The organism is Streptomyces sp. SCUT-3, assembly GCF_014083985.1.
Classification (GTDB): Bacteria; Actinomycetota; Actinomycetes; order Streptomycetales; family Streptomycetaceae; genus Streptomyces_H; species Streptomyces_H thermolineatus.
Window position 1 is genome coordinate 4,007,306 of record NZ_CP046907.1, and the last position, 18,107, is coordinate 4,025,412.

13 protein-coding genes, 1 tRNA gene and 4 pseudogenes are annotated in these 18,107 nt (G+C 74.1%); 4 read left to right on the plus strand and 14 right to left on the minus strand.

Annotated elements, in window-relative coordinates:
- Positions 1–63: 63 nt before the first annotated feature.
- Entirely contained in the window at positions 64–1,482 is a 1,419-nt protein-coding gene (locus tag GQS52_RS17760) for a tetratricopeptide repeat protein (RefSeq protein ID WP_182314363.1), read from the minus strand.
- Positions 1,483–1,794: 312 nt separating this feature from the next.
- On the opposite strand from GQS52_RS17760, the gene GQS52_RS17765 reads away from it, so the two are divergent.
- Positions 1,795–2,154 carry a hypothetical protein gene (locus tag GQS52_RS17765; protein WP_259371142.1) on the plus strand — a complete coding sequence of 120 codons (360 nt, stop codon included), beginning with the start codon at positions 1,795–1,797 and terminating at the stop codon, positions 2,152–2,154.
- A gap of 76 nt (positions 2,155–2,230) precedes the next feature.
- Positions 2,231–3,106, plus strand: coding sequence for a fused MFS/spermidine synthase (locus GQS52_RS17770; protein ID WP_182314364.1), 876 nt, complete (start codon positions 2,231–2,233; stop codon positions 3,104–3,106).
- A 101-nt stretch (positions 3,107–3,207) separates the two neighbouring features.
- Here the strand turns inward: GQS52_RS17770 and GQS52_RS17775 are convergent, their stop codons facing one another.
- The 4 genes from GQS52_RS17775 to GQS52_RS17790 form a co-directional block, all read right to left on the minus strand.
- On the minus strand, positions 3,208–4,650 hold the full coding sequence (locus GQS52_RS17775) for a GH1 family beta-glucosidase (RefSeq protein ID WP_182316537.1): 1,443 nt from the start codon (positions 4,648–4,650) through the stop codon (positions 3,208–3,210).
- A 70-nt stretch (positions 4,651–4,720) separates the two neighbouring features.
- Positions 4,721–5,695 (minus strand): carbohydrate ABC transporter permease, encoded by a 975-nt coding sequence (locus GQS52_RS17780; protein WP_182314365.1) that lies wholly within the window; start codon positions 5,693–5,695, stop codon positions 4,721–4,723.
- Positions 5,692–6,660: a sugar ABC transporter permease gene (locus tag GQS52_RS17785; RefSeq protein WP_182314366.1), complete on the minus strand. Its 969-nt coding sequence runs from the start codon at positions 6,658–6,660 to the stop codon at positions 5,692–5,694. Before GQS52_RS17785 ends, GQS52_RS17780 begins: the two co-directional genes overlap by 4 nt.
- 143 nt (positions 6,661–6,803) lie before the next feature.
- Positions 6,804–8,111 carry an ABC transporter substrate-binding protein gene (locus GQS52_RS17790; RefSeq protein WP_182314367.1) on the minus strand — a complete coding sequence of 436 codons (1,308 nt, stop codon included), beginning with the start codon at positions 8,109–8,111 and terminating at the stop codon, positions 6,804–6,806.
- A gap of 281 nt (positions 8,112–8,392) precedes the next feature.
- Between GQS52_RS17790 and GQS52_RS17795 the strand changes: the two genes are divergently transcribed.
- Positions 8,393–9,421 (plus strand): LacI family DNA-binding transcriptional regulator, encoded by a 1,029-nt coding sequence (locus GQS52_RS17795; RefSeq protein ID WP_182314368.1) that lies wholly within the window; start codon positions 8,393–8,395, stop codon positions 9,419–9,421.
- Positions 9,422–9,499: 78 nt separating this feature from the next.
- Here GQS52_RS17795 and GQS52_RS17800 read toward each other — a convergent pair whose 3' ends face one another.
- The 6 genes and pseudogenes from GQS52_RS17800 to GQS52_RS17815 all read right to left on the minus strand — a co-directional run.
- A complete protein-coding gene (locus GQS52_RS17800; RefSeq protein WP_346268247.1) occupies positions 9,500–10,246 on the minus strand; it encodes a sialidase family protein in 747 nt (248 codons plus the stop codon).
- Positions 10,189–10,422, minus strand: coding sequence for a hypothetical protein (locus GQS52_RS28440; RefSeq protein ID WP_346268248.1), 234 nt, complete (start codon positions 10,420–10,422; stop codon positions 10,189–10,191). Before GQS52_RS28440 ends, GQS52_RS17800 begins: the two co-directional genes overlap by 58 nt.
- Entirely contained in the window at positions 10,404–10,604 is a 201-nt protein-coding gene (locus tag GQS52_RS28445; RefSeq protein ID WP_346268249.1) for a sialidase family protein, read from the minus strand. Before GQS52_RS28445 ends, GQS52_RS28440 begins: the two co-directional genes overlap by 19 nt.
- A 440-nt stretch (positions 10,605–11,044) precedes the next feature.
- Positions 11,045–11,117 (minus strand) — tRNA-His (locus tag GQS52_RS17805).
- Positions 11,118–11,211: 94 nt separating this feature from the next.
- A pseudogene (gene orn, locus GQS52_RS17810) lies at positions 11,212–11,813 on the minus strand (oligoribonuclease).
- A gap of 5 nt (positions 11,814–11,818) precedes the next feature.
- Positions 11,819–12,919 (minus strand): annotated as a pseudogene (locus GQS52_RS17815) (helix-turn-helix domain-containing protein); the annotation flags it as partial.
- Positions 12,920–13,933: 1,014 nt separating this feature from the next.
- Here GQS52_RS17815 and GQS52_RS17820 point away from each other — a divergent pair.
- Positions 13,934–14,449, plus strand: a pseudogene (locus tag GQS52_RS17820) (universal stress protein).
- Between the two features lie 72 nt (positions 14,450–14,521).
- On the opposite strand, the pseudogene glmS reads toward GQS52_RS17820, so the two are convergent.
- From glmS to GQS52_RS17835, 3 genes and pseudogenes are all read right to left on the minus strand, one after another.
- Positions 14,522–16,335, minus strand: a pseudogene (gene glmS, locus GQS52_RS17825) (glutamine--fructose-6-phosphate transaminase (isomerizing)).
- An 82-nt stretch (positions 16,336–16,417) separates the two neighbouring features.
- On the minus strand, positions 16,418–16,693 hold the full coding sequence (locus tag GQS52_RS17830; protein WP_182314369.1) for a hypothetical protein: 276 nt from the start codon (positions 16,691–16,693) through the stop codon (positions 16,418–16,420).
- A 246-nt stretch (positions 16,694–16,939) separates the two neighbouring features.
- Positions 16,940–18,103, minus strand: coding sequence for an acyl-CoA dehydrogenase family protein (locus GQS52_RS17835; protein ID WP_182314370.1), 1,164 nt, complete (start codon positions 18,101–18,103; stop codon positions 16,940–16,942).
- Between the last annotated feature and the right edge of the window lie 4 nt (positions 18,104–18,107).

Genomic DNA, 18,107 nt, shown 5'->3' on the forward strand with positions numbered 1-18,107 from the left:
GTGCGGTGGCGTCCCGGGCGCCGCAGTCCTGCGGCGCCCGGGACACGGCCGGTTGACGCCCGGTCAGACCGCCCCGGCCCGGTCCGCGCGGGCCTGCGCGTAGTGCTCCAGGAAGGCGGCGGCGGCCGGATTGCCGCGGTGCCCGCGCAGCCCGCGGGCGGCGTCGTCCAGCATGCCGCGGATGCGCGAGGAGCGGACCCGGTCCATCAGCAGCAGCGCCTCCTCCGCCTGGTGGGCGGCCTCGTCCACGCACCCGGCGCCCACCAGGTCGACGACCAGTTCGGCGGTGAACAGGGCGATGTTGCGACCGAAGTGGGGGTCCTGGAGCTCCACCGCCCGGCGGGCGTACCCGGCGGCGCGCGCGTGCTCGCCGAGCGCCGCCCAGCACTGGGCCTGCAGCCCGTACAGCTCGGCCTCGCCGAAGAACGACATCCACTCGGGGTCGTCGTCGCAGGTGCCGCGGCCGAACAGGGCGTGCGCCCGGTTCAGCGCGCCCTCGCACGCCGTCCGGTCGCCCAGCCCCGCCCAGCCGCCCGCCTCGCGCAGCGCCAGCAGCGACTGCAGCCGCGCCGAGGGGACCTGCCGCGCGGCCCGGCGGGCGGCCTGCGCCGCCCGCACCGCCTCGCGGGGGCGTCCCGCGTCCCGCGCCAGGAAGGCCGTGTTGCAGAAGGCGTGCGCCTCCAGGGCCGGGTCGTCCGACAACCGGGCGGTCGCCAGGGCCTCCGCGTAGTGCGCGCGGGCCTCGGCCAGGCGGCCCGAGTCGTGGGCCAGCCAGCCCACCGTGATGGCCAGTTCGCCGGCCCCGGCGTGCAGCCGGTCGGCCACGGCGGCGGAGCCGGGCTGCTCGTCGAGCAGCCCGTGGGCGACGCGCAGGATGTGCCCGGCCCGCCGGTAGATGGCGTCGGCACCGTACTGGTCGTCCAGCAGCCGGATGCCGCGCACGGACTCCTCGACCGCCCGGACCTCGGCGGTACCGACTCCGCGGCCCCCGCCCGCCGGCACGTCCGGCACGTCCGGCACGTCCGACGCACCGGTGCCGGTGCCGTGCCCGGCTGCCCGGGCCGGGCGGGGCCCCAGGGCGAGCGCCGAGGCGATCGCCACGGAGCCCCCTGCCATGAATGCGCGACGCAGCACGTCGCTCTCCTCGTCGTTCTCGTTCCGGTGCCCGGAAGGGCAGTTCTCGGGCTCCCCCTCCGACAGGGGCCGGGACCTGCGCCCCCGCACGCTGTGCCGGGGGGCGAAACCCAGGTCCTCCAGCGTCCTGCCGGGGAACATGTGCCTGAAGACCCGTTCGTAGGCGTAGTTGGGGCAGCGGATCTCCCCGGCCTCCACCCGCCCGATGTAGCGGGCGTCGCACGAGACCTGCTCCCCTATCTCCCTCGCCGCGCGGCGCACCGCGGCGGCGAACTCCCCGGGAGACAGGCTGCCGCGCAGCCGCCGGAAGGTGGTGTTGGGTGCGCTGGGTGCTCGCGAAGGCGCCATGGTGACCGGCATCCCCTCGGCCGTGCCTGCTGGGTGGAGCTGCGCCGCCTGCGGATGTGCCGACGGCGGGACGACCGTACCCGCTGGAACTGCACGTCCGGCCCGGTTTTCCAGACAAACCGGATCTCTCGCCCGCGATCTGCTATGAAATGCCACTCCTCGCAGCGAACCGCCCCGTGGCCGTTGACGGTCCCGCGCGTTGTGCTGGACGTACCGGCAGAAGCGCGGCGCGCCGGCGCCGCTGAATGTTGGGAGGACGGCCCAGTGCGGACGGACGACGGATCGCGCGCGGCGCGCACGAGGACAGGCGGCATCGTACGGCACGGGGCGGAGGGCGGAACCCCCTCCTGCGACGTGGTGACCGTGCCCGTCCGGCAGGGCCTGGAGGCGGTCGACATCATGCGGCTGCGCACCGGGGTGGGCCCGGTCCTGCACGACCGGGCCGCCGGGACGCTCGGCTTCCTGGTGCCCCCGGGCGCCGCCTGCGGATGGGACCTCCCCGGCGTCTCCTGCACGCGCTCCGGGGTGCGCGCCCGGTCCGCGGACGGCTGGCTGCTGCCCCCGCGCAGCACCGCCGGCCGGCACACGGACCCGGCCGTGCTGCACGAGGCGCTCGGCGAGGCGCAGCGCACCCTGGCCGCGGCCGACGGCTCCCTCGCCGCCCGCGGCTGACCCCGCCCCACGGCGACCCGCGGCCCCCGCGGCGCCCCGCGGCAACGCCCCGCCCGCCGCGGGCGATACTGGCCGCATGGCGAGGAATGCGAACAGAAGTGCGGGACGACGCCGGGCCGGGGCCGAAGCGGTCACCCACCCGGTGGACTCCGGCCTCGCCGAACTGCGCCCGGACCGCGACCGGCCCAGGGCCTGGACCGTCCTGGTGGACGGCGCGCCCCAGTCGCACGTCGACCTCGACGACCCCACGCGCCTGGACTTCGCCTACCAGCGGATCCTCGGCCACGTCGCCGACCTGGCGGCCCCTGCGGGCCGTCCGCTGCGGGCCGTGCACCTGGGCGGGGGAGCGCTGACGCTGGCCCGCTACGTCGCCGCCACCCGGCCGCGCTCGCGCCAGCAGGTCGTGGAGCTGGACGCCGGGCTGGTCCGGCTGGTCCGCGAGCACCTGCCGCTGGAGCGCACCTGGCAGATCCGGGTCCGCGGCGGGGACGCCCGGGCCGGGCTCGCCGGGCTCCCCGACGACTCCGCGGACCTGGTCGTCTCCGACGTCTTCGGGGGCGCGCGCACCCCCGCCCACCTGACGAGCACCGAGTACCTCGCCGAGGCCGCGCGCGTCCTGCGGCCCGGCGGCCTCTACGCCGCCAACCTCACCGACGGCGGAGCGCTGGCGTTCGCCCGCGCCCAGGTCGCCACCGCCCTGGCCGTCTTCCCCGAGGTCTGCCTGGCCGCCGACCCCGCGGTGCTGCGCGGCAGGCGCTTCGGCAACCTGGTGCTGGTGGCCGGGGACGGGCCGCTGCCGGTCGGGGAACTGGCCCGCCGCACGGCCGGCGACCCCGCGCCCTGCCGGGTCGAGCACGGGCGTGCCCTGGCCGGATTCACCGGCGGCGCGGCACCCGTCACCGACGCGACCGCCCGGCCGTCGCCGCCCCCGCCCGACGGGGTCTTCGGCTGACGTCCCGCCGCCGGACCGCCCGGCCCGGCGGCCGGCCCCGGTACGACTCCCGGCCCCCGGCCCGGCCCCCGGCCCGGCCCCCGGCCCGGGCCCGGGGCGGGTCACCCCTCGAGGGGCACGATGCCGCTGCGGGCGACCCGGGAGTACCAGTGGGCGCTGGCCTTGGGGATGCGGGTCTGGGTCGCGTAGTCCACGTACACGGCGCCGAAGCGCCTGCCGTACCCGTAGGCCCACTCGAAGTTGTCCAGCAGCGACCACTGGAAGTAGCCGCGCAGGTCCACGCCCGCCCCGATCGCCCGGTGTGCGGCGGCCAGGTGGCCGCGCAGGTACTCGATGCGCTCGGGGTCGCGCACCTCCCCCTCGGGGTTGACGTAGTCGTCGAACGCCGCGCCGTTCTCCGTGATGTACAGCGGCAGGCCGGGGAAGTCCGCGTGCACCCGCAGCAGCAGCTCCTCCAGGCCGCCCGGGTCGATCGTCCAGCCCATCGCCGTGGTCCCGCCCGGCGTGCGGTGGAACGCCACGTCGTCCGCGCCCGTCCAGGGGCTGTGGTCGCTGGCGCCGTGCCCGTCGGCCCCGGTGTCGGTGCCGGACCCGGAGGCGGAGACCAGGGTGGGCGAGTAGTAGTTGACGCCCAGGGCGTCCAGGGGCTGGTGGATCTGTGCGAGGTCGCCGTCGCGCACGAAGGACCAGTCGTCGACGTGCGCGGTGTCGGCCTGCAGGTCCTCCGGGTAGGCGCCCCGCAGCATCGGGCCGGTGAAGACCCGGTTGGCGATCGCGTCGATGCGGCGGGCGGCGTCCAGGTCCTGCGGGCTGTCGGTGAGGGGCCGCACGTGGTGGAGGTTCAGGGAGACGGACGTCCGCGCGGAGGAGGGCAGCGCGGCCCGCAGCGCCTGCACGCCCAGGCCGTGCGCGAGGTTGAGGTGGTGCGCGGCGCGCAGGGTGGCGGCCGGCTCGGTGCGGCCGGGGGCGTGCACCCCCGAGCCGTAGCCGAGGAACGCGCTGCACCACGGCTCGTTGAGGGTCGTCCACAGCTTCACCCGGTCGCCCAGCGCGCCGGCCACGATGCCCGCGTACTCGGCGAAGCGCTGGGCGGTGGCGCGCTCGGGCCAGCCGCCGGCGTCCTCCAGGTGCTGGGGGAGGTCCCAGTGGTAGAGGGTGACGACGGGCTGGATCCCCTTGTCCAGCAGTTCGTCGGTGAGCCGCCGGTAGAAGTCCAGGCCCTTCTGCACGGCGGGGCCGCGCCCGGTGGGCTGGACCCGGGGCCAGGAGACGGAGAAGCGGTAGGCGCCCAGGCCGAGTCCGGCCATCAGGGCGACGTCCTCGGGCATGCGGTGGTAGTGGTCGACGGCCGTGTCGCCGGTGTCGCCGTTGCGGACCTTCCCGGGGGTGCGGGAGAAGGTGTCCCAGATGGACGGGGTGCGGCCGTCCTCGGCCACCGCGCCCTCCACCTGGTAGGCGGCGGTCGCCGCCCCCCAGAGGAATCCGGTCGGGAAGACGAGGCCGTTGCCGGTGTGCGGCCGTGCCGAGGGGGTGTCGTAGGTGATGGCCACGCGGGTCCTCCAAGGACGTGCGGAAGGATCGGGAGGAAGGTTCGGGGAGGGGGAGGGGAGGAGGTCAGCCCTTCACGGCGCCCTGCATGATGCCGCCGACGATCTGGCGGCCGAAGACGACGAACATCACCAGCAGGGGGAGGGTGCCCAGCAGGGCGCCGGCCATGACGACGGACATGTCGGGGACGTAGCCGGTGCTCAGCTCGGTGAGGGCGACCGGGATGGTGGGGTTGGTCGTGTCCAGCGCGATGTAGGGCCAGAAGAAGTCGTTCCACGCCTGGACGAAGGTGATCATGAACAGCACGGCCATCGGGGGCCTGCACACCGGCAGCACGATGCTCCGGAAGATCCGCAGGCTGTGCGCGCCGTCGACCCGCCCGGCCTCGATCAGCTCGTCGGGCAGGGCCTCCGCCAGGTACTGCCGCATGAAGAACACGCCGACCGCGCTGACCAGCGTCGGGAAGATGACGGAGGGCAGCTTCTGCCCCAGGCCCAGGTCGGCCATCATCATGAACAGCGGCACCACGCCCAGCTGGGGCGGGATCATCATCGTGCCGATCACCAGCATCAGCAGGACGTTGCGGCCGGTGAAGCGCAGCTTGGCGAAGGCGAAGCCGGCCAGGGTCGCGAAGAGCACCGTGCAGGTCGCGATGGACCCGGCCACGATCATGCTGTTGATCATCGCCGTGCCCATGTTCGCCTGCTCCCAGGCCTTGCCCAGGTTGGTGAACAGGTTGGGGCCGGGGACCAGCGGCGGCGGGGTGTTCGTCACCTCGCCGCTGGTGCGCGAGGCCGCCACCAGCGTGTAGTAGATGGGGAACAGCGACAGCAGCGAGGCGACGCCGAGCAGCAGGTAGGCGACGGGGCCGCCGTGCAGCTGGCGTCCCGCGCCCGGGCGCAGGGCCCGGGCCACGCGCCCGGCGCCGGAGGTGCCCCCGCCGGACCTCCCGGTCCCGCCGGACCTCCCGGTCCCGCCGGCCCTGCCGGCCTTGCCGGGGGTGGTGGCCGGCCGCACTGCGGGTACGGCTTCGGTGGTCATCGCCGGCCTCCCTGGGGCGAGGACGCGCGCGACGCCAGGGAGGCGAGCACGCGCTGCAGGACGAGGATCAGGACGAGGAGGAGGAACATCGCCCAGGCCACGGCGGCGGCCTGGCCCATCCGGAAGTTCCGCCAGCCCTCCTGGTACAGCAGCAGGCCCAGGGTCTGGTACTGGTTGTCCGCGCCGCCGGAGACGCCGTTCGGCCCCTTGCCGAAGATCAGCGGCTCGCCGAACAGCTGGGTGGCGCCGATGGTGGACAGCACGACGGTGAAGACGACCGTGGCGCGGATGCCGGGGACCGTCACCTTCGTGAACTGCTGCCAGCGCGAGGCGCCGTCGATCGCCGCGGCCTCGTAGAGGTCCTTGGGCACGGCCTGCATGGCGGCCAGGTACAGCAGGGCGTTGTAGCCGGTCCAGCGCCAGACCACGATGGAGGAGATGGCGAGCTGGGCGGGCCACTTCTGCGCCTCCCAGTCGATGTTCTCGACCCCGAAGATCCCCAGGAACCAGTTGATCATCCCGAAGTCGCGCTCGAAGAGCATGGTGAACACCAGCGCCGCGGCCCCGATCGAGGTGGCGTACGGGGTGATGGAGGCGACCCGGAAGAACAGCGAGCCGCGCAGTTTGTAGTTCAGCAGGTGGGCCAGGCCGAGCGCCATCAGCAGCTGCGGCACGGTGGAGATGACGCCGATGGTGAAAGTGTTGGCCAGCGCGTTCCAGAACTGGGCGTCCTTCAGCAGGGCGGTGTAGTTGTCGAGGCCCACCCAGGTCTTGTCGTCCAGCGTCAGCAGGTTCACCTCGTTGAGCGAGATCCACGAGGTGTGGACCAGCGGGTAGAAGCTGAACGCCGCGAAGACGACGAAGAACGGGGCCACGTAGGCGTAGGGGGCGGCCTTCAGGTCCAGCCGGTGCAGCAGGGCGCGCCGTGACTGGCGGCCGGCGGGGGCCAGGGCGGAGGTGGCCACGTCGGGCTTCCTTCCCTCGGGCGGTCGGGCGGTCGGGCGGAGGTGCGCGCGGGCGGCTCCGGCGGCCGCCGCCGTACGAGGGGCGGCCGTCGGAGCGGGGTGCGGCGGGAGGAGCGGGTGCGGCGGGAGAGGGCGGGGCGCCGTCAGCCGACGGCCTTGCGGATCCGCTCGTCGGTGGTCCGCCACGCCTCGGCCGGGCTCTTGCCCTGCGACTCCACCAGCTGCAGGCCCTGCGAGAAGGTGTCCTTGATCGTGCCGTCCTTCGGGCCGAGCACCTGGTCGCCGGGGATCTCGGCGGCGGCCTTCCCGAAGATCTCGCCGATCGGCGCGTCGCTGAAGTACGCGGACTTCGCGTTCTTCACGGTGTCCGACTCCAGCGCGGTCCTCGACGAGGGGAAGTTGCCGATCTCGGCGAAGACGTGCTCCTGCTGCTCGGGGGCGGTCAGCCACTTGACCAGCTTGACCGCCTCCTCCTTGACCGGGCTGGTCTCCATGACGCCCAGGAACGAGCCGCCCCAGTTGGCGCCCTTGGGGGCCTCGGCGACGTCCCACTTGCCCTTGTTGGCCTCGCCGGCCTTCTCGCTGATGTGGGCGAGCATCCAGGCGGGGCAGACGGTGGTGGCGAAGGTGCTGTTGGACAGTCCCGGGTCCCAGCCGTCCTGGAACTGGCGCAGCTCGGCGGTCAGTCCGGACTGCGCGGCGTCGACGGCGGTGTCCCACGCCTCCTTGACCACCGGGCTGTCCCGGTAGACCAGCTCGCCGTCCTTGCCGTAGAAGTACTCGGAGTTGCCGTAGATCTGGGCGTTGAACAGGCCGGTGGAGCTGTCCATGTAGGCGACCTTCTTCCCGCCCTCGTAGTTCTTCTTGAAGTCCTTGCCGACCTCGACGTACTTCTTCCAGTCGCCCTTCCACAGCTCGGCGACCTTCTCGCGGTCGGTGGGCAGGCCGGCCTTCTCGAACATGTCCTTGCGGTAGCAGACCGCCATCGGGCCGATGTCAGTGCCCAGGCCGATGACCTTGCCGTCCTTGGAGGTGACCTGGCCGGCCTTCCAGGGCAGGAAGTGGTCGGTGCCCTCCTCCTCGCCGAGGTCGACGAAGCGCGGGGCGAGGGTGTCGGCCAGTTCGCGGGCGCGGTTGACCTCGATGCCCTGGATGTCCTTCAGGCCGCTGCCCGCGGCGAGTCTGGTCTGCAGCGCGCCGTAGTAGGTCTGCTCGTCGGCGGCGATGTCGGCCTTGATGGTGACGTTCGGGTTCTCCTTCATGTACTTCTCGAGGAGTCCCGTCTCCTTGAGCCCCATGACGCCGAACAGGCCCATGGTGATGGTGACCTTGCCGTCCTTCGACGCGGCCCCGGTGCTGTCACCGCCGCATCCCGCGACGAGGGCGAGGGAGAGGGCGGCCGCGGTGGCGGCCGCGACTCTGGTGCGGAAGCGAGTGCGGGCAGTGGGCATTGCATCCTCCTTGCGCGACGACGGCGCACCGGGCGGCGTCGCGCGCGGCTCACGGACAGGTGCGGTGCGGGTCGGGCGTGTACGATCACGGGAGTGGGAGCGCTCCCACCCGGTGGTTGTCGGAAGGTTCGCCGCTCCGGACGGGCGCTGTCAAGACGTGCGTGGGCTCCGTTGCCGGAGCGTGTCCTGGAGGGCGCCCCTCCGGTTGCGCCCCGGACACCGGCACGGGAATACCGGCACAATGCCGCATGCGGAACAGGCACGACCGAAGGGAACAGGCCATGGGCACGAATGGGCGGCGCACCGGACGGCCGACGCTCGAGGCGGTCGCGCAGCGCGCCGGCGTGGGGCGGGGAACGGTCTCCCGGGTGGTCAACGGGTCGCCCCGGGTCAGCGACCAGGCCCGGGCCGCGGTCCAGGCCGCGATCGCCGAACTCGGCTACGTCCCCAACCGCGCCGCGCGCACCCTGGTGACCAGCCGCACCGACTCCGTCGCCCTGGTCATCCCCGAGTCGGAGAGCCGGCTGGTCGCCGAGCCCTACTTCACCGCGATCATCCGCGGTGTCAGCGCGGAGCTCGCCGACACCGACATGCAGCTGCTGCTGATACTGGTCCGCAACGCCCGCGAGCGCGAACGGCTGGCCGGCTACCTGACCTCGCACCGCGTCGACGGGGTGCTGCTGGTCGCCGTGCACCGCGACGACCGGCTGGCCGAACTGCTGGAGAGGATCGAGATCCCGGCGGTACTGGCCGGCCGCCGCTCCGGGACCGAGCCGCTGACCCACGTCCACCCCGACAACGTCGGCGGCGCCGTCCGCGCCGTGCGGCACCTGCTGGAGCGGGGCTGCCGCAACGTCGCCACCATCACCGGCCCGCTGGACATGGACGTCGGCCACGCCCGCCTCCAGGGCTGGAGCGAGGCCCTGCGCGCCGGGGGGGCCGAGCCCGAGGACGACCTGGTCGCCACCGCGGACTTCACCGAGGAGGGCGGCCGGGAGGCGATGCGGGCCCTGCTGGAGCGGCGCCCGGACCTGGACGGGGTCTTCGCCGCCTCGGACGTGATGGCGGCCGGGGCCCTGCAGGTGCTCCGCGAGCACGGGCGCAGGGTCCCCGAGGACGTGGCGGTGGTCGGGTTCGACGACTCCATCGTCGCCCGGCACACCGACCCGCCGCTGACCAGCGTCCGGCAGCCGGTCGAGGAGATGGGCAGGACCATGGCCCGCCTGCTGCTGGAGCAGATCGCCGAACCGGGCGGGGAACGCCGGCACGTCGTGCTGGACACCGAACTGGTGCTGCGCGACTCCGCCTGAGCCCGGCGCAGGGCCCCGCCCCGGCCCGCGGCCGGCCGTCCCGGTGCCCGGCCGTCCCCGCCCGGTTGTGTGCCGGGGTCAGCGCAGGGAGGCCAGGGGGATGCGGGCGAAGGTGATCGTGTCGTGGGAGCCGGACGGGCCGGTCTCGTACAGCAGGCCGACGGTGGCGGGGTCCAGCTGGACCAGGTCGGAGTAGCCCGCGGGGTCGGGGGAGAGCCGCAGCGCCTCCCGCCAGGTCCGCCCCCCGTCGTCGCTGGCCCGCAGGGCCATGGCCAGGCGCCTGGCGGGGTGGGTGGGGCCCGAGTACAGCAGCGGCGCGGCGCCGCCGGGGACGACCGGCTGCAGGACGCTGCCCTGGACGACCGGCCCGGCCAGCTCCGGCTGCGGCCGGAACGGGGCGGCCAGCGTCAGCCCGCCGTCGGGGCTGCGGGCGTCGGCGCGGGTCGCGGGCGAGGTGCCGTGGTGGTTGCGCGCGTTGACGTAGAGCGTCCCGGAGGGCAGATCGGCCACGGTGGTCTCGCTCAGGTGCAGCTCCTCGCCGGGCGGCTGGTCGGTCCAGCCGACGGCCCACGTCCGGCCGCCGTCGTCGCTGTGGAGCGAGTGCGCGCCGCCCCATGCGGAGGCGGTGTCCCCGCCGGGGCCGGTGCGCAGGGTGCTGTGGTTGGCGGGGGCGACCAGCCGCCCGGCGAAGGGCCCGTGCCGCAGGGCGACCGCGTGCCCGGGGCCGGTGGCGTACCAGCGCCAGCCGGCGGGCTTGACCCGGGCGGTCAGGTCGCGGGGCGCGGACCAGGTGGCGCCCGCGTCCGTGCTGCGCTGCAGGTACACCCGCCTGGCCCGGCCGCCGCCGCGGGGCCGCGCAGGATCTGCTGCTTGGTGACGTCCCCGACGGTGCGGCAGGTCAGCAGCACGACGTCTCCGGAGGCCGGGTCGACGACCGGGGCGGGGTTGCCGACGGTGTCGCCGCCGGCGTCGTCGACGGTCTTCAGCGGCCCCAGGTGCATCCGCCGTCGAAGGACCGGCGGGAGACCAGGTCGATGTCCCCGTCGTCCGCGGCGGAGTCCCTGCGGCCTTCTGCGAGGGCGACCAGGACCGGCCGGCCGTCGGGGGAGGCGGAGGCGGGCACCTGCACCACGGCGGGGATGCGGAAGGTGAAGTAGCCGTGGCTGCCGGAGGAGAACGGCACGGAGCGCGTGCAGCCGCCGTCCGGGGGCTCCGGGCGGCCACCGCCGGCCCGGGTCGGCGGAAGCGGTCCGGGCGGGGGCGGCGGCCGGAGCTGCCGGAGCTGCCAGGGCGGCCAGGACGGCCAGGGCGGCCGCGGCGGCCAGGGAGAGAGGGAGCAGGGGCGTGCGGGCGGCGCGTGACGCCGCGTCGGTCCGCCGGGGAGCGCCGGGTGCGGCGCGCCGCCGGGCCGCGGGCCGGGTGGTCGTTCGGGAGCACGGTGGCAGTGTGCCGCGGAGGGCGGCCGGGGCCGTGAGGCGGGCGGGCGCGGCTCCTGCTCCGTGCCCGGGCCCCACTCCTCCGGGTCAACCGTCCGGTCGGCCGTCCGGTCAACCGTCCGGATCCGACCCGGGAATGCGTCAGGCCCCCGACCGCTTGCGCAGGTCGGGGGCCTGACCCCATGAGGGTGAGTGACGGGACTTGAACCCGCGACTTCCTGGACCACAACCAGGTGCTCTACCAGCTGAGCTACACCCACCGTGTGTCGGTGCTGTTTCGCACCGGCCAGAAGAAGCATACAGGGTCCGGGAGGGTGCTCGCGCCACCGTTTCCCGGACCCCGGCCCCGAAGGGTCAGGAAGGGGGCAGCACGTGCCGGGCCGCGATGGCGCGGGCGGTGTCGCCGTCCGGCCCGGGCGGGGGCACGAAGACCGCCTCGCGGTAGTACCGCAGCTCGGCGATGCTCTCGCGGATGTCGGCGAGCGCCCGGTGGTTCCCGGCCTTCTGGGGGCTGTTGTAGTAGGCGCGCGGGTACCAGCGGCGTGCCAGCTCCTTGACCGAGGAGACGTCCACGATCCGGTAGTGCAGGTACTGCTCGAGCTCGGGCATGTCGCGGGCGAGGAAGCCGCGGTCGGTGCCCACCGAGTTCCCGCACAGCGGGGCCTTGCGGGGCTCGGGCACGTGCTCGCGCACGTGGTCGAGCACCAGCTTCTGGGCCTCGGCCAGAGTCGTCCCGTGCTCGAGCTCGTCCAGCAGCCCGGAGGCGGTGTGCATCTCGCGCACCACGTCCGGCATGCAGTCCAGGGCCTCGGCAGGGGGCGGATCACGATGTCCACCCCCTCCCCGAGGACGTTCAGCTCGGAGTCGGTGACCCGCGCGGCCACCTCCACCAGGGCGTCGTCGGTGAGCGACAGCCCCGTCATCTCGCAGTCGATCCAGACCATCCGGTCGTTCATGCGTCTCACCCTAAGGGGCGATTCCGCTGACCGGGCACCCCCGGGCCGCGCCCGCTCCCGGCCGGGCCGCGCCCGGCCGCGCCGCCGCGCCCTGTCCGGGGCTGCCGGCCGGGGCCGTCGGCGTCGGGGCGCTGCGAGGACTGCTCCGGGACCCTGGCCGAGGCGTACAGGTCGGAGTCGGGCCTGCCCGGTTCGCCGCCGGCCGGGCCATGGCCGCTGCCGCCGGAGGAGCCCGGGCCGGACACCGCGGGGCCCGCCGTGCGGTCGCCGTGGGGGGCCGACGGGCCCGGGACCCTGCCGCCCTGACCCCCGTCCGGCCTGCGGGCGCGGTAGGCCGCCCGGTAGGCGGCGGGGGAGGAGCCCAACTGCCTCCGGAAGTGGGGGCGCGCGCCACCGGCGAGCGGAAGCCGCAGCGCCCGGCGACCTCGTCCACCGAGTAGTCCGAGGTCTCCAGCAGCCGCTGCGCCTGGAGCACCCGCTGGTGATCAGCCACTGCAGCGGGGCGCTGCCGGTCAGCGAGCGGAACCGGCGGTCGAAGGTCCGCCGGCTCATGTAGGCGCGCGCGGCCAGCGCCTCCACGTCGAACTGCTCGTGGAGGTGCTCCAGGGCCCAGGCGACGACCTCGGCGAGCGGGTCGCCGCCCATCTCCTCGGGTAAGGACCGGTCCAGGTAGCGCTCCTGGCCGCCCCCGGCGCGGCGCGGCGGCACGACCAGGCGGCGGGCGAGCGCGTTGGCCGCGTCCGCGCCGTGGTCGGTGCGCACCACGTGCAGGCACAGGTCGATGCCGGCGGCGGTGCCGGCCGAGGTGAGGACGTCCCCGTCGACGAACAGTTCGCGGGGGTCGACGTGCACCGAGGGGTAGCGCTTGGCGAGCGTCGGCGCGTACATCCAGTGGGTGGTGGCGGGGCGGCCGTCGAGCAGGCCGGCGGCGGCGAGCACGAAGGCCCCGGTGCACAGCCGATGATCCGGGCGCCCTCCTCGTGGGCGCGCCGCAGCGCGTGCAGGGCGGCCGGGGGCGGCGGGCGGCTGATGGACCGCCAGGCGGGCACGACGACGGTGCCCGCCTTGGCGACGGCCTCCAGGCCGTGCGGGGCGGTCAGTTCGAGGAGCCTGCGGCCGCTCCGGCCCGGCCCCGGGGACGGCGAACGGCCGGCCGGCCCCCCCTGCTCGGGGGAAGCAGCCGCCGCCGGCCACCCGGCGGTCGCCCCGCCGGGCCTGGACTCCTGGCTCATGGCACTCAAGCCCCCCTCGGTCCTCGCGTCCTCCGGCGCCGTTAAGTCGCACTCCGGGCAACCCGGCGCATGTCCGTTCGGTTCTGCACGTTCTCCCCGCCGTGGTACCCAAGATCGAATCTACTGTGTCTCTTGGGCTGGTGTGACAAGTTCGGCAACCCGGCGTTATGTCGACATGGCACTTGGCGTGAAGCATTCGATCACGAAGCGTTGCACCGGCGGGCCGCTGTGTGAAGTGTCCGGGCAACCCGCCCATGCCCGGTCCCGTTTCCCCGCCGTTTCGCTGGTCTCGGGCGGACGTTCGGCCCCGGCGTTAGTCGCATGCAACTTGGCGTGAAGCATTCGATCACGAAGCGTTGCACCGGCGGGCCGCTGTGTGAAGTGTGCCTGGGGCACATCCGCCCCCGCACCCGGGTCCCCGGGTTTCGCACCGGCCGTTTGCGCTGGTCGCGGGGCGGACGGCGGCCCCCCGGAGCAGGGCTGCGCGCATGCCAAGTTGGCCGAAAAATAATGTGACGCGGGTGCACGCAGGGGCTGTTGTGCCGGTGCGCGGCGGTTCTGCTGCGGTGCGCCCCGGTGCGCCCCCGTCCCGCACCGCCCGGCCGGGGCGGCGAGTGGCGAAAACCGGCCCACCGTTTCCTCCGGCCGTCACGGTGCGCGACGACCCTGGACGTATTGCACGACCGGGCCGCCTCCGGCATGCTCCGGTGAACACTTGGCGCACACCGCGCACCGCGGCCGATGCCTGGCGAGAAAGGAGTGCCGCCGTACCCTGGGGGTAGTAGCGGGAGAAGGCGATTCCCGGCCTCCCTGGGGGTGCCCCGCACCGCTCCGTCCCGTTGCACCCTTCCTGCACACGACAGCTGAGGCCCGCACTCGAGACATCCCATGGCCGGTCACGAGATTCCGACCCCATCGACCGCAACCCGCTCGCCGACTGGGCGGCCGAGCCGGCGGCGGCGGAACGCCCGCACGACTCCTGCGACCCCGCCTTCCGGCACGGAGTGGTGGTGGGTTTCGACGGCTCCCTCTCCAGCGAACGGGCGCTGGCCTACGCCGTCGGCATGGCGCGCCGCACCGGCTCCGCCCTGATCATCGTCCACGTCGCCAACCGCCTCCCCGCCACGGTCTGGGCGGGCTGCGAACCCCCGGTCTTCGTCGACGTGCCCGACCACCGCACCGAGGTCATCGGCCTCGAACTCGCCTGCGCCGACCTGGCCGGTGCCGTGGATCCTCGTCGAACGGGGCGGCGACATCTGCCACGAACTGGAGGAGGTCGGCCGCGAGTACTGCGCCGACGCCATCGTCGTCGGCGGTACCCACGGCGTCATCGGCAGGGTCTTCGGCTCCGTCGCCGGCCGCCTGGCCCGGCGCGCGCAGCGGCCGGTGATCGTCATCCCCTGACGCCGTGGCGGCCTCGCGGAAGCCCCGCCGCGCACCGGCGGCGCGGGCCCGGGCGCGCGGCGGCCTGCCGGCTCAGTCCACGGTGACGCTCTTCGCCAGGTTGCGCGGCCGGTCGACGTCCCGGCCCAGGGCCAGCGCCGTGTGGTAGGCCAGCAGTTGGAGCGGCACGCCCAGCAGGACCGGGTCCAGCTCCGGCTCGTTCCTCGGCACCACCACGGTGTGCTCGGCGGTCTCCTGCACCCGGTGCGCCACGGCCAGGATCCTGCCTCCGCGGGCGGCGATCTCCTCCAGCGTCGCCCGGTTCTTGTCCAGCAGTTCGTCGTCCGGCACGACCGCCACCGTCGGGACCTCCGGCTCGATCAGCGCCAGCGGGCCGTGCTTGAGCTCCGAGGCCGGGTACGCCTCGGCGTGCACGTAGGAGACCTCCTTGAGCTTCTGCGCCGCCTCCCGGGCCACCGGGTAGCCGCGCACCCTCCCGACGAACATCGCACTGCGCGCCCGCGCGAGACCGGCGGCCAGCTCCGCGATCCCCTCCTCCTGCTCCAGGACCTGCCCGATCTGCTCGGGCAGCCGGCGCAGGCCGGCCAGGATCCGGCGGCCGTCGGCCACCGACAGGTCCCGCACCCGCCCCAGGTGGAGCGCGAGCAGGGCGAGGGCGACGGCGGTGTTGGTGAAGCACTTGGTGGACACCACTGACACCTCGGGGCCGGCGTGCAGGTAGATCCCGCCGTCCGTCTCCCGGGCCACCGCGCTGCCGACCACGTTCACCACGCCGAGGACCCGGGCGCCCTTGCGCTTGAGCTCCTGGACGGCGGCGAGGGTGTCGTAGGTCTCGCCGGACTGGCTGACCGCCACGTACAGGGTGTCCGGGTCCACCACCGGGTTGCGGTGGCGGAACTCGCTCGCCGGCTCGGCGTCGGCCGGGATCCGGGCCAGCTCCTCGATCATCTGCGCCCCGATCTGCCCGGCGTAGTACGCGGACCCGCAGCCCAGGATCTTCACCCGGCGCACCGCCCGCGCCTCGCGGGCGTCCAGGTTGAGCCCGCCGAGGCGGACGGTGGCGAACCGGTCGTCGATCCGGCCGCGCAGCACCCGGTCCCCGCCTCGGGCTGCTCGCAGATCTCCTTGTGCATGAAGTGGGCGTGACCGCCGATGTCGTAGTTCTCCTCCTCCCACTCCACCGTGGTGGGGGACTTGGCGGTGCCGGGCCCCGCGGTGCTCCAGGTGCGGTGGCCCGACGCCTGCACGGTCGCCGTCTCGCCGTCCTCCAGGGTGACCACCTGGCGGGTGAAGCGGACCAGGGCGGCGACGTCGGAGGCCACGAACATCTCGTGCTCGCCGATGCCGAGGACGACCGGGCTGCCGTTGCGGGCCACCACGATCCGGTCGGGGAAGTCCGCGTGCAGAACGGCGATCCCGTAGGTGCCCCGGACGGCCTCCAGGGCCTGCCGGACCCGGTCCTCCAGGGTGGCGGCGTCCGAGCGGCCGATCAGGTGGGAGAGCACCTCGGAGTCGGTCTCCGAGGCGAACTCCACTCCCTCGGCGGACAGTTGCGCCCGCAGCTCGGCGGCGTTGTCGATGATGCCGTTGTGGACGACCGCGACCCGCCCCGAGGAGTCCAGGTGCGGGTGGGCGTTCTCGTCGGTGGGGGTGCCGTGCGTGGCCCACCGGGTGTGGGCGATTCCGGTGGTCCCGGCGAAGCGCTTCGGCAGGCGCGCCTGCAACTCGCGCACCCGGCCGGCCGACTTGGCGGTCCGCAGCGCGCCGCCGCGGCCCACGACCGCCACGCCCGCGGAGTCGTACCCCCGGTACTCCAGTCGCTGCAGGCCCTCCAGCAGCAGCGGCGCGGCGTCGCGCTTTCCGATGTATCCCACGATTCCGCACACGGTGCGTCACGTCCCCTTCGGTGTCGTCGGTGGTGCCCGTCCGCCGGGCGCGCGGCCCGGTGCACCCGGGGTCCGGCGCGGCTCAGCCGTAGACGATGCGGCGGAGCTGGCGCAGCGAGAACTCGGGTGCGGCCACTGCCCGGTGGGGCAGTTCGGCCGCGATCCGCTCGAAGATCGCGGCGTTGGCCAGGCCCCCGGACTGCAGCTCGCGGTGGCGTCGCCGGACGAAGTCCTCGGCGCTCTCGTCGAAGTACGCGAGCACGTCCATCACGACCCGGGCCGCCTCGCCGCGGCGCAGCGGCGTGGTGCGGACCAGGTGGTCCAGGAGGTCCTCGTGCAGAGGTCGGTGATCGGGCACCGGACGATGGTGCTGGGGAAGGGGAGCGGTTTTCAAGATTCCTGCCCGATATCGGGCAGGGAGCGGTTCGAAGGCGGTGGAATCCCGCACGGAAGGCCGCCCGGTGGTCGCCGGGCGGCCCGGGAAACCGTGGCGTGAAACAGCAACGACACGCCGACGAGCTGTCGGCGTGTCGTTGCTGTTCGCCACCACGGTTCCGCGCGGGGCCCGGGGCCCGGGGCCCGGACCCGGCCCGTGCGGCCGGGGTCAGCCGGTGGGCAGGCCCAGTTCGCGGGCGATCAGCATGCGCTGGACCTCGCTGGTGCCCTCGCCGATCTCCAGGATCTTGGAGTCGCGCCACATCCGGGCCACCGGGTACTCGTTCATGAAGCCGTAGCCGCCGTGGACCTGGGTGGCCTCGCGGGCGTTGGTCACCGCGCTCTCCGAGGAGAACAGCTTCGCCAGCGCTGCCTCCTTCTTGAACGGCTCGCCGTGCAGCAGCCGCGAGGCCGCGTCCCGCCAGGCCAGCCGGGAGGTGTGGGCGCGCATCTCCATGTCGGCGATCTTGAACTGGATAGCCTGGTTGGCGCCGATGGGCCGGCCGAAGGCGTGCCGCTCGTGCGCGTAGGACACCGACTCGTCGACACAGCCCTGGGCCAGGCCGGTGGCGAGCGCGGAGATCGCGATGCGGCCCTCGTCCAGGATGCGGAGGAACTGGGCGTACCCGCGGCCCTCCTCGCCGAGCAGGTTGGCCACCGGCACCCGCACGTCGGAGAAGGACAGCTCCCGGGTGTCGGAGGCGTTCCAACCGACCTTGGAGTACTTGGGCGCCACGGTGAAGCCGGGGGTTCCGGAGGGCACGATGATCGAGGAGATCTGCGGACGCCCGTCCGGCTTGCGGCCGGTGACCGCGGTGACGGTGACCAGGCCGGTGATGTCGGTGCCGGAGTTGGTGATGAAGCACTTGGTGCCGTTGATCACCCACTCGTCGCCGTCGCGGCGGGCGGTGGTGCGGGTGCCGCCCGCGTCCGAGCCGCACTCGGGCTCGGTCAGGCCGAAGGCGCCCAGCATCTCGCCCGAGCACAGCTTCGGCAGCCACTCGCGCTTCTGCTCCTCGGTGCCGAAGCGGTAGACCGGCATGGCGCCCAGCGACACCCCGGCCTCCAGGGTGATGGCCACCGAGGAGTCGACCCGGGCCAGCTCCTCCAGGGCCAGGCACAGGGCGAAGTAGTCGCCGCCCATGCCGCCGTACTCCTCCGGGAACGGCAGCCCGAACAGGCCCATCCGGCCCATCTCGCGGACGATCTCGTACGGGAACTCCTGGTTCTCGTAGAACTCGCCGATCTTGGGGGCGATCACGTCGTGCGCGAACGCCTCGACGGTGCTGCGCAGTTCCTCGTACTCGGCGGGGAGACGGTGGTCGATCGACATGGCG